Origin of the sequence: Pseudomonas sp. M1 (assembly GCF_022760135.1) — a bacterium.
Classification (GTDB): Bacteria; Pseudomonadota; Gammaproteobacteria; order Pseudomonadales; family Pseudomonadaceae; genus Pseudomonas; species Pseudomonas citronellolis.
In genome coordinates this window covers 1,610,676-1,624,598 of record NZ_CP094343.1, presented here as the reverse complement: position 1 = coordinate 1,624,598, position 13,923 = coordinate 1,610,676, and the positions used below count along the sequence as shown (strand labels likewise).

11 protein-coding genes are annotated in these 13,923 nt (G+C 67.0%); 3 read left to right on the top strand and 8 right to left on the bottom strand.

Features of this window, described 5'->3' with window-relative positions; translation table 11 throughout:
- Positions 1-14 precede the first annotated feature (14 nt).
- From PM1_RS07225 to yedF, 3 genes are all read left to right on the top strand, one after another.
- Positions 15-905: a LysR substrate-binding domain-containing protein gene (locus tag PM1_RS07225; protein WP_009616686.1), complete on the top strand. Its 891-nt coding sequence runs from the start codon at positions 15-17 to the stop codon at positions 903-905.
- Between the two features lie 69 nt (positions 906-974).
- Positions 975-2,201: a selenium metabolism membrane protein YedE/FdhT gene (gene yedE / locus PM1_RS07220; RefSeq protein WP_009616685.1), complete on the top strand. Its 1,227-nt coding sequence runs from the start codon at positions 975-977 to the stop codon at positions 2,199-2,201.
- Positions 2,167-2,415 (top strand): sulfurtransferase-like selenium metabolism protein YedF, encoded by a 249-nt coding sequence (gene yedF / locus PM1_RS07215; protein ID WP_009616683.1) that lies wholly within the window; start codon positions 2,167-2,169, stop codon positions 2,413-2,415. Before yedE ends, yedF begins: the two co-directional genes overlap by 35 nt.
- A gap of 233 nt (positions 2,416-2,648) precedes the next feature.
- Here yedF and ispD read toward each other — a convergent pair whose 3' ends face one another.
- The 8 genes from ispD to dnaE form a co-directional block, all read right to left on the bottom strand.
- A complete protein-coding gene (gene ispD / locus PM1_RS07210; protein WP_009616681.1) occupies positions 2,649-3,362 on the bottom strand; it encodes a 2-C-methyl-D-erythritol 4-phosphate cytidylyltransferase in 714 nt (237 codons plus the stop codon).
- Positions 3,359-3,637, bottom strand: a complete 279-nt coding sequence (gene ftsB, locus PM1_RS07205; RefSeq protein WP_024128518.1) for a cell division protein FtsB — start codon at positions 3,635-3,637, stop codon at positions 3,359-3,361. Before ftsB ends, ispD begins: the two co-directional genes overlap by 4 nt.
- A 75-nt stretch (positions 3,638-3,712) precedes the next feature.
- Positions 3,713-5,002 carry a phosphopyruvate hydratase gene (eno, locus tag PM1_RS07200; protein WP_009616677.1) on the bottom strand — a complete coding sequence of 430 codons (1,290 nt, stop codon included), beginning with the start codon at positions 5,000-5,002 and terminating at the stop codon, positions 3,713-3,715.
- A gap of 191 nt (positions 5,003-5,193) precedes the next feature.
- The gene (gene kdsA / locus PM1_RS07195; RefSeq protein ID WP_009616675.1) at positions 5,194-6,039 is read right to left on the bottom strand and encodes a 3-deoxy-8-phosphooctulonate synthase; all 846 of its coding nucleotides are present in this window, start codon (positions 6,037-6,039) and stop codon (positions 5,194-5,196) included.
- Positions 6,040-6,041: 2 nt separating this feature from the next.
- Positions 6,042-7,670, bottom strand: coding sequence for a CTP synthase (locus PM1_RS07190; protein ID WP_009616672.1), 1,629 nt, complete (start codon positions 7,668-7,670; stop codon positions 6,042-6,044).
- 170 nt (positions 7,671-7,840) lie between these two features.
- Positions 7,841-9,154 (bottom strand): tRNA lysidine(34) synthetase TilS, encoded by a 1,314-nt coding sequence (gene tilS / locus PM1_RS07185; RefSeq protein WP_009616670.1) that lies wholly within the window; start codon positions 9,152-9,154, stop codon positions 7,841-7,843.
- Positions 9,155-9,286: 132 nt separating this feature from the next.
- Entirely contained in the window at positions 9,287-10,237 is a 951-nt protein-coding gene (gene accA / locus PM1_RS07180; RefSeq protein WP_009616669.1) for an acetyl-CoA carboxylase carboxyl transferase subunit alpha, read from the bottom strand.
- A 116-nt stretch (positions 10,238-10,353) separates the two neighbouring features.
- Positions 10,354-13,881 carry a DNA polymerase III subunit alpha gene (gene dnaE / locus PM1_RS07175; RefSeq protein WP_009616667.1) on the bottom strand — a complete coding sequence of 1,176 codons (3,528 nt, stop codon included), beginning with the start codon at positions 13,879-13,881 and terminating at the stop codon, positions 10,354-10,356.
- Positions 13,882-13,923 lie beyond the last annotated feature (42 nt).

Genomic DNA, 13,923 nt, shown 5'->3' with positions numbered 1-13,923 from the left:
CAGGGACAATCCAGATGAATCGCTGGGAAGGCCTCGACGAATTCGTCGCGGTGGCGGAAACCGGGCAGTTCACCGCCGCCGCCGAACGCCTGGGCGTGTCCTCCTCCCACGTCAGCCGGCAGATCGCCCGCCTGGAGGAACGCCTGCAGACCCGTCTGCTCTACCGCAGCACCCGCCGCGTGTCGCTGAGCGAAGCCGGGCAGACCTTCCTGCAACACTGCCAGCGCCTGCAGGACGCCCGCGACGAGGCGCTGCGCGCGGTCAGCGACCTCTCCGCCGAGCCCAAGGGCCTGCTGCGCATGACCTGCGCGGTGGCCTACGGCGAGCGCTTCGTGGTGCCGCTGGTGAACGCCTTCATGGCCGACTACCCGCAGCTGCGGGTGGACATCGAGCTGTCCAACCGCCAGCTCGACCTGCTCCACGAGGGCTTCGACCTGGCCATCCGCCTCGGCCGCCTGAGCGACTCGCGCCTGGTGGCCACGCGCCTGGCGCCGCGGCTGATGTACCTGTGCGCCACGCCCGGCTACCTGGAGCGCCACGGCGCGCCGCGCTCGCCGGCGGAACTGGCGCAGCACAACTGCCTGGTGGGCAGCAGCGACATCTGGACCTTCCTCGAGGACAGCCGCGAGACGCAGCACCGCGTGCAGGGCAACTGGCGCTGCAACAGCGGCCAGGCGGTGCTCGACGCCGCGCTGCGCGGCTTCGGCCTGTGCCAGTTGCCGGACTACTACGTGCTGGAGCACCTGCGCAGCGGGCGGCTGGTTTCCCTGCTGGAGGAACACCAGCCGCCGAACACCGCGGTCTGGGCGCTGTACCCGCAGCAGCGGCACCTGTCGCCGAAGGTGCGGCAACTGGTGGACTTCCTCAAGGACGGCCTGCAGCGGACGCATCCGGGGTTGTCCTGAAACAGGGTGGTTTCCGGCAATTCGGTTAGAATTACCGGTTTATCACGCTACCCTGCCAAGGATGCCGCCATGTCCGCTCTTTCTGCCTTCCGCGAGCGCTACCTGCTGCGCTTCTGGTCACCGCTGCCGACCCTGGTCGCGCTCGGCGTCGCCTCTGCCTACTACTTCGCCCTGACCGGGACCTTCTGGGCCGTCACCGGGGAATTCACCCGCTGGGGCGGCCACGTGCTGTCCTGGTTCGGCGTGCCGGTGCAGGACTGGAGCTACTTCAAGATCATCGGCCTGCAGGGCACGCCGCTGGACCGCATCGACGGCGTGATGATCATCGGCATGTTCCTCGGCGCGCTGTGCTGCGCGCTCTGGGCCGGCAACGTCAGCCTGCGCTGGCCGACCAGCCGGCGCCGCCTGCTGCAGGGCCTGGTGGGCGGCATCATCGCCGGCTTCGGCGCGCGCCTGGCCATGGGCTGCAACCTGGCGGCGTTCTTCACCGGCATCCCGATGTTCTCGGTGCACGCCTGGGCCTTCATGCTTTCCACCGTGATCGGCGCCTGGTTCGGCGTGAAGCTGAGCCTGCTGCCGTTCCTGCGCACGCCGCTGAAGGTCACCGGCAAGGCCGCCAGCCTGCCCGACGCGGCGAGCCTCGCCCGCCGCGCGAAGGTGCAGTGGCGCCTGGGGCTGGCGGTGCTGGCCGTGGCCGCGCTGTTCGCCGCCTGGCGCTTCGAGGTGTCGCTGGTGCTGGGCCTGGCCACCCTGTTCGGCCTGCTGTTCGGCGGCCTGATCGAACGCGCGCAGATCTGCTTCACCAGCGCCGCCCGCGACCTCTGGACCACCGGCCGGACCAAGGCCGCCTTCGGCATCCTGCTGGGCATGGCCGCGGCCTGCGTCGGCACCTTCGCGGCGATCCACCTGGGCGTGGCGCCGAAGACCTTCTGGATGGGTCCCAACGCGGTGATCGGCGGCGTGCTGTTCGGCATCGGCATCGTCCTGGCCGGCGGCTGCGAGACCGGCTGGATGTACCGCTCGATGGAAGGGCAGGTGCATTTCTGGGTGGTCGGCGTCGGCAACGTCATCGGCGGCACCCTGGTGGCGGTGTACTGGGATGCGCTGGGCAGCGCCCTGGCCCTGCCCTATCCCAAGCTCAACCTGCTGCAGATGTTCGGCCCCGGCGGCGGCCTGCTGCTGACCTTCGCCGGCCTGGCGCTGTGCATGCTGCTGGTACAGCTGAACGCCAACCGTTTCACCCGTTCGAGGAAAACCGCCAATGAGCGCGAACAAGACGCCGACGCTGTCGCTTGACCTGCGCGGCGAGCACTGCCCGTACAACGCCATCGCCACCCTGGAAACCCTGGAGACGCTGAAGCCGGGCGACCTGCTGGAAGTGGTCACCGACTGCTCGCAGTCGGTGCACGGCATCCCCGAGGATACAAAGCGCCACGGTTACAACTGCCTGGCGGTGGAACAGCATGGGGCGCTGTTCCGTTTCCTCATCGAGGTGCCGTTGCTGGGGTGAGCGCACCTGGCGCGCGAAATCGCGGACGGAGTCCGCTCCTACGCCAGTGCTTCTGTCTTGCCGGCTGCGCCGAGGTGCTTTTCGTAGGATGGGTTGAGCTTGCGAAACCCATGCGGCGGTGGCGATGGGTATCGCTTCGCTCAACCCATCCTACGGGCTTTCCTGGAACTGTAGGAGCGGACTCCGTCCGCGATTGGATTCAACGCACCGCCGGACGCCCCGGTGGCACGGGCTCAGCGCGGAACGAAGCTGCGTTGCAACCGCTGCAGGTCTTCCGGGGTGGTGACCTTGATGTTGTCGGCGCGGCCCTCGACCATCTTCGGCGCGTTGCCGGCCCATTCCATCGCCGAGGCCTCGTCGGTGATCGCCGCGCCCGCCACCAGGGCATCGGCTAGGGCGCGGTGCAGGGCGCCCAGGTGGAACATCTGCGGCGTGTAGGCCTGCCAGACCACGCTGCGGTCGACGGTTTCCAGCACCCGGCCATCGGCGCCGACGCGCTTGAGCGTGTCTCGCGCCGGCACGCCGAGCAGGCCGCCCACCGGGTCGTTGTCCAGTTCTCCGAGCAGCCGGTCGAGGTCGCCGCGGCTCAGGTTAGGCCGCGCCGCGTCGTGCACCAGCACCCAGTCGTCGCTGCCAGCGCCCTGTTCGTTGAGCAGCAGCAGGCCGTTGAGTACGGAGTCCGCGCGCTCGCGGCCGCCTTCGGCACGCAGGATGCGCGGGTCGGCGGCACAGGGCAGGTTCGGCCACCAGGGATCGTCAGGCGCCAGGCAGACCACCAGGCCCTTGAGCATGGGGTGGCCGAGGAAGCAGTCGAGGGTATGTTCGAGAATGCTGCGGCCGGCGAGGTCGAGGTATTGCTTGGGGCGGTCTGCGCGCATCCGCGAACCGATGCCCGCGGCGGGGATCACGGCCCAGAAGGCCGGCAGGGAGATGTCGCGGAATTTCATTGCGCCAGCTGGTAGAGGGTTTCCTTGTCCTTGACCATGCCGAGTTCGTGGCGGGCACGCTCCTCGACCGTCTCGGTGCCTTTCTTCAGTTCCGCCACCTCGGCCTCGAGGATGCGGTTGCGCTCGAGCAGGCGCTGGTTCTCGCCCTGCTGGTCGGCGATCTGCTTCTCCAGCTCGCGCACTTGCGCCAGGCTGCCGTCCCCTACCCACAGGCGATACTGCAGGCCGGCGAGGCCCAGGAGCAGGACGAGGAACAGCCAGTAGGGGCTGCGCAGCTTACTCAGACGCAATTGTGGACTCCATGTGCGAAGGGGTGGCTCGCGCCACCCCTTCACCGTACCAGACTAGCCTCAGCCGCGGAATTCCGCGCGGCCACGGTACGGCGCCTTGGCGCCCAGCTGCTCTTCGATGCGCAGCAGCTGGTTGTACTTGGACACACGGTCGGAACGGCACAGCGAACCGGTCTTGATCTGGCCGGCGGCGGTGCCTACGGCCAGGTCGGCGATGGTGCTGTCCTCGGTTTCGCCGCTGCGGTGCGAGATCACCGCGGTGTAGCCGGCAGCCTTGGCCATCTGGATGGCTTCGAGGGTCTCGGTCAGCGAGCCGATCTGGTTGAACTTGATCAGGATGGAGTTGCCGATGCCCTTCTCGATGCCTTCCTTGAGGATCTTGGTGTTGGTCACGAACAGGTCGTCGCCGACCAGTTGCACCTTGCCGCCGATCTTGTCGGTGAGGACTTTCCAGCCGGCCCAGTCGGACTCGTCCATGCCGTCTTCGATGGAGATGATCGGGAAGCGCTCGGCCAGGCCGGCCAGGTAATCGGCGAAGCCGGCGGCGTCGAACACCTTGCCTTCGCCTTCGAGGTCGTACTTGCCGTCCTTGAAGAATTCGCTGGAGGCGCAGTCCAGGGCCAGGGTCACGTCGTCACCCAGCTTGTAGCCGGCGTTGGCCACGGCTTCGGCGATGGCGGCCAGGGCGTCTTCGTTGGAAGCCAGGTTCGGTGCGAAACCGCCTTCGTCGCCCACCGAGGTGCTCAGGCCACGGGCCTTCAGCACGGCCTTGAGGTGGTGGAAGATCTCGGCGCCCATGCGCAACGCGTCGGCGAAGGTCTTGGCGCCTACCGGCTGGACCATGAACTCCTGGATGTCGACGTTGTTGTCGGCATGCTCGCCGCCGTTGATGATGTTCATCATCGGCACCGGCATGGAGTACACGCCCGGGGTGCCATTCAGGTCGGCGATGTGCGCGTACAGCGGCACGCCCTTGGCCTGCGCGGCGGCCTTGGCGGCGGCCAGGGACACGGCCAGGATGGCGTTGGCGCCCAGCTTGGCCTTGTTGTCGGTGCCGTCGAGTTCGATCATCGCCTGGTCCAGCGCCCGCTGCTCGACCGGGTCCTTGCCCAGCAGCAGGTCGCGGATCGGGCCGTTGATGTTGGCCACGGCCTTCAGCACGCCCTTGCCCAGGTAACGGCTCTTGTCGCCATCGCGCAGTTCGAGTGCCTCGCGGGAACCGGTGGAAGCACCGGACGGGGCGCAGGCGCTGCCGACGATGCCGTTGTCCAGGATCACGTCCGCTTCAACGGTCGGGTTGCCGCGGGAGTCCAGGACCTCACGGCCCTTGATGTCGACGATCTTTGCCATTCTTGATAACACTCCGAAGATAGATAAACGGGGCGGCTGGTGAGACTTTAGAACCTGTTCAAGGTCTCGCCGAGCGCAGCTCAGGCAAGGCGGAAGCAAGCGAAAAAGCGCAGTTTACATAGAGTAAATGAGCATCTTTTCGATTGTTTCCAACGCAGCATGGGCAAGCGCAGGCAGACATTGTCAGGTTCTCAGGCGGTCTCGATGGTGGGGAAACTTTTCACCAGATCGTCCAGCTGCTTGAGCTGGGACAGGAAAGGCTCGAGCTTGTTCAAGCGCAGGGCGCACGGGCCGTCGCACTTGGCGTGCTCGGGGTCCGGATGGGCCTCGAGGAACAGGCCGGCCAGGCCCTGGCTCATGCCGGCCTTGGCCAGGTCGGTGACCTGGGCGCGGCGGCCGCCGGCGGAGTCGGCGCGGCCGCCCGGCATCTGCAGGGCGTGGGTCACGTCGAAAAACACCGGGTACTGAAACTGCTTCATGATGCCGAAGCCGAGCATGTCCACCACCAGGTTGTTGTAACCGAAGGAGGAGCCACGCTCGCAGAGGATCAGTTGGTCGTTACCGGCTTCCTCGCACTTGGTCAGGATGTGTTTCATCTCCTGGGGCGCGAGGAACTGGGCCTTCTTGATGTTGATCACCGCGCCGGTCCTGGCCATGGCCACGACCAGATCGGTCTGCCGGGAGAGGAACGCCGGCAGCTGGATGATGTCGCAGACCTCGGCCACCGGGGCGGCCTGGAAGGGCTCGTGGACGTCGGTGATGACCGGCACCTTGAAGGTCTTCTTGATCTCTTCGAAGATCTTCAGCCCCTCTTCCATGCCCGGACCGCGGTACGAGTGCATGGACGAGCGGTTGGCCTTGTCGAAGCTGGCCTTGAACACGTAGGGGATGCCGAGCTTCTCGGTGACCCGCACGTATTCCTCGCAGACCTGCATGGCCAGGTCGCGCGACTCCAGCACGTTCATGCCGCCGAACAGCACGAAGGGCAAGTCGTTGCCGATCTGGATGTCGCCGACGCGGATGATCTTCTGGCTCATGCTCAGGCCTTCCCGGCTTGCTTCAGGGCGGCGTTGACGAAGCCGCTGAACAGCGGGTGTCCATCACGCGGGGTGGAGGTGAACTCCGGGTGGAACTGGCAGGCGACGAACCACGGATGGTCCGGGGACTCGACCACTTCCACCAGCGCGCCGTCGCCGGAGCGGCCGGAAATCTTCAGGCCGGCTTCCTGCAGTTGCGGCAGCAGGTTGTTGTTCACTTCGTAGCGGTGGCGGTGACGCTCGACGATCACGTCCTTGCCGTAGCAGTCGTGCACCAGGGTGCCGGCTTCGAGCTGGCATTCCTGGGCGCCCAGGCGCATGGTGCCGCCCAGGTCGGAGGCTTCGGTGCGCACTTCGGTGGCGCCGGTGGAGTCCTGCCATTCGGTGATCAGGCCGACCACCGGGTGGCCGCTGGACTTGTCGAATTCGGTGGAGTTGGCGTCCTTCCAGCCCAGCACGTTGCGGGCGTATTCGATGACCGCCACCTGCATGCCCAGGCAGATGCCCAGGTAGGGGACCTTGTTCTCGCGGGCGTACTGCACGGCGGTGATCTTGCCTTCCACGCCGCGCAGGCCGAAGCCGCCCGGGACCAGGATGGCGTCGGCGCCGTCGAGCAGGCCGGTGCCCTGCTGCTCGATGTCCTCGGAGTCGATGTAGCGCAGGTTGACCTTGGTGCGGCTCTGGATGCCGGCGTGGGTCATGGCCTCGATCAGCGACTTGTAGGCGTCGAGCAGTTCCATGTACTTGCCGACCATGGCGATGGTGACTTCGCGCTCGGGGTTGAGCTTGGCGTCGACCACCCGGTCCCACTCGGACAGGTCGGCCGGGCCGCACTCCAGGCCGAAGCGCTCGACGACGATGTCGTCCAGGCCCTGGGCGTGCAGCACCGACGGGATGCGGTAGATGGTGTCGACGTCTTCCAGGGAGATGACCGCGCGCTCTTCGACGTTGGTGAACAGGGCGATCTTGCGGCGCGAGGAGACGTCCACCGGGTGGTCGGAGCGGCAGACCAGCACGTCCGGCTGCAGGCCGATGGAGCGCAGCTCCTTGACCGAGTGCTGGGTCGGCTTGGTCTTGGTCTCGCCGGCGGTGGCGATGTACGGGACCAGGGTCAGGTGCATCAGCATGGCGCGGCGCGAGCCGATTTCCACGCGCAGCTGGCGGATCGCCTCGAGGAACGGCTGCGACTCGATGTCGCCGACGGTGCCGCCGACTTCCACCAGGGCCACGTCGGCATCGCCGGCGCCCTTGATGATGCGCCGCTTGATCTCGTCGGTGATGTGCGGGATCACCTGCACGGTGGCGCCCAGGTAGTCGCCGCGGCGCTCCTTGCGCAGCACGTCCATGTAGACGCGGCCGGTGGTGAAGTTGTTGTTCTGGGTCATGGTGGTGCGCACGAAGCGCTCGTAATGGCCCAGGTCGAGGTCGGTCTCGGCGCCATCGTGGGTGACGAACACCTCACCGTGCTGGAACGGGCTCATGGTGCCCGGATCGACGTTGATGTAGGGGTCCAGCTTGAGCATCGTGATCTTCAAGCCACGCGCTTCCAGAATGGCAGCCAAGGAAGCCGAGGCGATGCCTTTCCCCAATGAAGAAACAACACCACCCGTGACGAAGATGTAGCGCGTCATGAAAAGCCCTGAATGTCAGCGTTTAGGCGGCTGGGCCGCCGGGGAAGCGAATGAATGGGCCGCGGCCCAAACCGCGGCGCATGCCGCGCTCAATAGCGAACTCCCGCCGATTCCGTGGGAATCGACGGGAGCGGTATAAGACGGGAGCGTAGTCTACCGGAAAGGCCCTTTCAGCTCAAACCCGGGTCATTCGTCGGGGCTGTCCAGCGCAGGCGCCAGCCCGTCTCGCCGGCCTGGCGCAGCGTCGGCAGGTTGGCCACGCCGAGCAGTTGCCCGCCGCGCCAGAGCAGCGGCAGCCGCGGCCGAACGAAGGCCGGCACGGCGCTTTCGTTGAGCAGCCGCTTGAGGTCGCGATGGCCGCGCAGGGCCAGTTCCAGCTGCTCGCCGCCGCGCCGGCAGGTCACCCGCAGCGGCCCGACGGGCGGTGCACCTTCCAGGTGCAGAAGGCCATTGCCGGGCAGCGCCAGGGGCTGCGACGGGTCGTCCCAGGGCAGCTCGCACGCCGGCGCCTGCAGCCAGGCGCCCGACAGCCACCAGAGCCGCCCGCCGCTGCGCTGCAGCTCGCCGCCGCCCAGGCGCCAGACCGGCGCGGCATCTCCGGCGGCATCGCGGAGGGCCTGCCAGCCGGCCCAATGGGCGCTGTCCGGCATCGGCGTGAAGGGCGCCAGCCAGTGGCGCAGAGCGTTGCGTTGGCGGCTTTCGCCAAGCGCCAGCAGCGGAGCCAAGGCCAGCGAGGGTACGTGCAGCCAGTCGAAGTCGTTGCCGGGCAGTGCCGCTGCCAGGTCCTGCTGCGCCAGTTCGGCCAGCAGCGCCTCGGCCTCGGCCAGGTGCGCGGCACTGCGGGCGATGTTATCCACAGCCCGCGGCCAGCGCTCGGCGAGCAGCGGCAGCACGCGCTGGCGCAGGTAGTTGCGGGCGAAGGCGGTGTCGGTGTTGGACGGGTCTTCGATCCAGCGCAGGCCATGCTCGCGGGCGTAGGCTTCGAGTTCGGCGCGGGAGACGTCCAGCAAGGGCCGCAGCAGCATGCCACGCCCCAGCGGCCGGGCTGCGGGAATGCCGGCCAGGCCACGCACGCCGGCGCCGCGCAGCAGGCGGAACAGCAGGGTCTCGGCCTGGTCGTCGCGGTGCTGGGCGGCCAGCAGGCAGTCGCCCGTTTTCAGGTGTTTCGCAAAAGCCTCGTAGCGTGCGCGGCGCGCGGCCTGCTCCAGGCTCGCGCCCGTCGATACCGTCACCCGTTCGACCAGCAGAGGGACGCCCAGCTCGCGGCAGAACGCCTCGCAGTGCGCCGGCCAGGCATCGGCCGCGGCCTGCAGGCCGTGGTGGACATGGATGGCGGACAGAGGCGGCAGGGATTCGGTCCTGGCCAGTTGCGCCAGCAGGTGCAACAGCACGGAGGAATCCAACCCACCGGAGAAGCCTACCCGCCACGCCGGGGCCTGACGCCAGGGGGCCAGGGCGGAGAGCAGGCGGGATGGTAGGGGCATAGAGGGGGCTGGGAGCTGGGAGCTGGAAGCTGGAAGCTGGAAGCTGGAAGCCGAAGAGCGTGAGGGAGGCGGGCTTTTCGCTCTTGCCTTCAGCTTCCAGCTTCCAGCTTCCAGCCTATAGCCTCCCCCCCCTCAAGCGATCCCGTAGCTCATCAGCCGCTCGTAGCGACGCGCCAGCAGTTCCTGGGTGCTCAGGCCCTTGAGCATGGCCAGTTGCGACTTGAGCGCGTTGCGGATGCTTTCCGCGGCAGCGGCCGGGTCGCGGTGGGCACTGCCCAGCGGTTCGGGAATCACGGTGTCGACGATGCCCAGGTCCTTCAGGCGCGCCGCGGTGATGCCCATGGCTTCGGCGGCTTCCGGGGCCTTTTCGGCGGTGCGCCAGAGGATCGAGGCGCAGCCTTCCGGGGAGATCACCGCGTAGGTGGAGTACTGCAGCATGTTCAGGTTGTCGCAGACGCCGATGGCCAGGGCGCCGCCGGAGCCGCCCTCGCCGATGACGGTGGCGATGATCGGCGTCTTCAGGCGCGCCATCACGCGCAGGTTCCAGGCGATGGCCTCGCTCTGGCCGCGCTCTTCGGCGTCGATGCCCGGGTAGGCGCCGGGGGTGTCGATGAAGGTCAGGATCGGCATCTTGAAGCGTTCGGCCATTTCCATCAGGCGGCAGGCCTTGCGGTAGCCTTCCGGACGCGGCATGCCGAAGTTGCGGCGCACCTTCTCGCGCACTTCGCGGCCCTTCTGGTGGCCGATGACCATCACCGGCTGCTCGTCCAGGCGGGCGACGCCGCCGACGATGGCGGCGTCGTCGGCGAAGTGGCGGTCGCCGTGCAGTTCTTCGAACTCGGTGAAGATGTGCTCGATGTAGTCCAGGGTGTAGGGCCGGCGCGGGTGGCGCGCGAGCTGGGCGATCTGCCAGCTGCTCAGGTTGCCGAAGATGTTCTCGGTCAGCGCGCGGCTCTTGTCTTCCAGGCGGGCGATTTCATCGCTGATGTTGATGGAGTTGTCGTTGCCGACCAGACGCAGCTCTTCGATCTTGGCTTGCATGTCGGCGATCGGCTGTTCGAAATCGAGGAAGTTCGGGTTCATGGGCTATCCGTCGTGCTGAATGGCGGCAGGGCCTGGTCCGTATGGCGCCCTACCTTACGGTATCGGGCGCCCAGGGTCGAGACTGGCGGGCGGGCGGCGTTCGGCCACCGGCCACGCTAGCGGTAGTTGAGGAAGACGTTGTCGCGTCCGAACTGGTCACGCAATGCCTGAATCAGCGCATCGGCCGGGTCGATGCGCCAGTCGTCGCCGAACTGCAGCAGGGCGCGGGCGTCGCTGGAACTGTAGTCGACGGTGACCGGGCAGTTACCGCGGTGGCGGCCGCACAGCTCGGCCAGCCAGCGCAGGCGGTCGCCCTTGAGCGCATCCGCGGCGACCTTCAGCCGCAGGCTCTCGGCCAGCGCGGTGCGCGCTTCCTCCAGGCCCATCACGCGCTTGGCGCGCAGGCGCAGGCCGCCGGAGAAGTCGTCCTGGCTGACCTCGCCCTCGATCACCACCATGGCGTCGGTCTGCAGCAGGCCCTGGTTGGCGGCGAAGGCCTCGGCGAACAGCGAGGCCTCGATGCGCCCGGAGCGGTCGTCGAGGGTGACGAAGCCCATCTTGTCGCCGCGCTTGTTCTTCATCACCCGCAGGTTGACGATCAGCCCAGCCACGGTCTGGGTGTCGCGCGCCGGCTTCAGTTCGACGATGCGCTGGCGGGCGAAGCGGCGCACCTCGCCTTCGTACTCGTCGATCGGGTGGCCGGTGAGGTACAGGCCGAGGGTGTCCTTCTCGCCTTTCAGGCGTTCCTTGAGGGTCAGCTCCTTGGCCTTGCGGTGGTTGGCGTAAACGTCGGCTTCCGGCTCGGCGAACAGCCCGCCGAACAGGTCCATGTGGCCGCTGTCATGGCTGCGCGAGGTCTGCTCGGCGGCCTTGATGGCTTCCTCCATGGACGCCAGCAGCACCGCGCGGTTGCGGTCGATATCGGCCAGGTAGGCCTTGGGCTCTTCGTGGAAATACGGGCCCAGGCGGTCCAGCGCGCCGGCGCGGATCAGCGCATCGAGGGTGCGCTTGTTGATGCGCTTGAGGTCGATGCGGTCGCAGAAATCGAACAGGTCCTTGAACGGCCCGCCCTCGGCGCGGCATTCGGTGATGGCTTCCACCGGGCCTTCGCCGACGCCCTTGATCGCGCCCAGGCCGTAGACAATCTGGTTGTCGTCGTCGACGGTGAAGCGGAATTCGGAGTTGTTCACGTCCGGGGCGACGATGCGCAGCTTCATGTGCCGGCATTCTTCGATCAGCGTCACCACCTTGTCGGTGTTCTGCATATCCGCGGTGAGTACCGCGGCCATGAAGGGCGCGGCCCAGTGCGTCTTCAGCCAGGCGGTCTGGTAGGACACCAGGCCGTAGGCGGCCGAGTGCGACTTGTTGAAGCCGTAGCCGGCGAACTTTTCCACCAGGTCGAAGATGTTGCCCGCCAGGTCCTTGTCGATGCCGTTGTTGGCGCAGCCTTCGATGAAGCCGCCGCGCTGCTTGGCCATCTCCTCGGGCTTCTTCTTGCCCATGGCGCGGCGCAGCATGTCCGCGCCGCCGAGGGTGTAGCCGGCCATCACCTGGGCGATCTGCATCACCTGTTCCTGGTACAGGATGATGCCGTAGGTGGGCTTGAGCACCGGCTCCAGGCCCGCATACTGGTAGTCCGGGTGCGGGTAGGAGATTTCCTCGCGGCCGTGCTTACGGTTGATGAAGTCGTCCACCATGCCCGACTGCAGCGGGCCGGGGCGGAACAGCGCCACCAGTGCGATGAGGTCTTCCAGACAGTCCGGCTTGAGCTTCTTGATCAGCTCCTTCATGCCGCGCGATTCCAGCTGGAACACCGCGGTGGTCTCGGCCTTCTGCAGCAGGTCGTAGGTCTTTTTGTCGTCCAGCGGGATGCGGTCGATGTCGACCAGGTTCTCGTCGCCGGCCTTGCGCTGGATGCGATGGATGATCTCCATCGCCCACTTGATGATGGTCAGGGTGCGCAGGCCGAGGAAGTCGAACTTCACCAGGCCGGCGGCTTCCACGTCGTCCTTGTCGAACTGGGTCACCAGGCCGCCGCCCTCTTCGTCGCAGGCGATGGGCGAGAAGTCGGTGAGCTTGGTCGGCGCGATCACCACGCCGCCGGCGTGCTTGCCGGTGCCGCGGGTGACGCCTTCCAGCTTCAGGGCCATGTCCCAGATTTCCTGGGCTTCCTCGTCGGACTTGAGGAAGTCGCGGAGCATTTCCTCCTGTTCGAAGGCCTTGTCCAGGGTCATGCCGACTTCGAAGGGGATCATCTTCGACAGCTTGTCGGCCAGGCCGTAGGACTTGCCCTGCACCCGCGCCACGTCGCGCACCACCGCCTTGGCGGCCATGGAGCCGAAGGTGATGATCTGGCTCACTGCGTTGCGCCCGTAGGCGTCGGCCACGTAGTCGATCACCCGGTCGCGGCCTTCCATGCAGAAGTCCACGTCGAAGTCGGGCATGGAGATACGTTCGGGGTTGAGGAAGCGTTCGAACAGCAGGTCGTAGGCCAGCGGGTCGAGGTCGGTGATCTTCAGCACGTAGGCAACCAGCGAGCCGGCACCCGAACCCCGGCCCGGCCCCACCGGCACGCCGTTGTTCTTGGCCCACTTGATGAAGTCCATCACGATCAGGAAGTAGCCGGGGAAGCCCATCTGGATGATGGTGCCCAGCTCGAACTCCAGGCGGTCGACGTAGACCTGGCGCTTTTCCTCGTAGTTCGGCGTGTCCTTGGGCAGCAGCACCGCCAGGCGCTCCTCCAGCCCTTCGTAGGAGACATGGCGCAGGTAGTCGTTGATGTCCATGCCTTCGATGGGAATCGGGAAGTTGGGCAGGAAGTACTTGCCCAGCTGCACTTCGATGTTGCAGCGCTTGGCGATCTCGACGGTGTTTTCCAGGGCCTCGGGCAGGTCGCTGAACAGCTCGGCCATTTCCGCCGGCGATTTCAGGTACTGCTGGTCGGAGTAGTTGCGCGAGCGGCGCGGGTCGTCCAGGGCGCGGCCTTCGCCGATGCACACGCGGGTCTCGTGGGCCTCGAAGTCTTCCTGCTTGATGAAGCGCACGTCATTGGTGGCCACCAGGGGCGCGCCGCTGCGCTCGGCCAGCGCCACGGCGGCGTGCAGGTGTTCCTCGTCGTTGACCCGCGCGGTGCGCTGCACTTCCAGGTAGAAACGGTCGGGGAAGACTTCCATCCACTCGGCCAGCAGCGAGTCGGCCAGCGCGTCCTCGCCGTCGAGCAGGGCATGGCCGATCTCCCCTTCCTTGGCCGCGGACAGCGCGATCAGGCCTTCGGCGGCCTCTTTCACCCAGTCGCGCTCGATGATGATCTCGCCGTTGCGCTGGCCTTCCTGCCAGCCGCGGGAGATCAGCTCGGTGAGGTTGCGGTAGCCCTTGGCGTTCATCACCAGCAGGCTCAGGCGGCTGAGCGGGCCGTCCTCGTCGCGGCTGGCCAGCCAGATGTCGGCGCCGCAGATCGGCTTGATGCCGGCGCCCATGGCGGTCTTGTAGAACTTCACCAGCGAGCACATGTTGCTCTGGTCGGTGATCGCCACCGCCGGCATGCCGGCGCCGGCCACTGCCTTGCACAACGGTTTGACCCTGACCAGGCCGTCGACCAGGGAGTACTCGGAGTGCAGACGCAGGTGGACGAAGGAGGCGGTCATGGTGGTCCTATGCAACGCGGAAACGATAAGCGGCCGATTGTA

Coding starts and splice junctions, on each gene's coding strand:
- yedE (WP_009616685.1), top strand. CDS start 975: ATGTCCGCTCTTTCTGCCTTCCGCGAGCGCTACCTGCTGCGCTTCTGG.
- yedF (WP_009616683.1), top strand. CDS start 2,167: ATGAGCGCGAACAAGACGCCGACGCTGTCGCTTGACCTGCGCGGCGAG.
- PM1_RS07190 (WP_009616672.1), bottom strand. CDS start 7,670: ATGACGCGCTACATCTTCGTCACGGGTGGTGTTGTTTCTTCATTGGGG.
- ispD (WP_009616681.1), bottom strand. CDS start 3,362: ATGAAATTCCGCGACATCTCCCTGCCGGCCTTCTGGGCCGTGATCCCC.
- eno (WP_009616677.1), bottom strand. CDS start 5,002: ATGGCAAAGATCGTCGACATCAAGGGCCGTGAGGTCCTGGACTCCCGC.
- dnaE (WP_009616667.1), bottom strand. CDS start 13,881: ATGACCGCCTCCTTCGTCCACCTGCGTCTGCACTCCGAGTACTCCCTG.
- PM1_RS07225 (WP_009616686.1), top strand. CDS start 15: ATGAATCGCTGGGAAGGCCTCGACGAATTCGTCGCGGTGGCGGAAACC.
- accA (WP_009616669.1), bottom strand. CDS start 10,237: ATGAACCCGAACTTCCTCGATTTCGAACAGCCGATCGCCGACATGCAA.
- kdsA (WP_009616675.1), bottom strand. CDS start 6,039: ATGAGCCAGAAGATCATCCGCGTCGGCGACATCCAGATCGGCAACGAC.
- tilS (WP_009616670.1), bottom strand. CDS start 9,154: ATGCCCCTACCATCCCGCCTGCTCTCCGCCCTGGCCCCCTGGCGTCAG.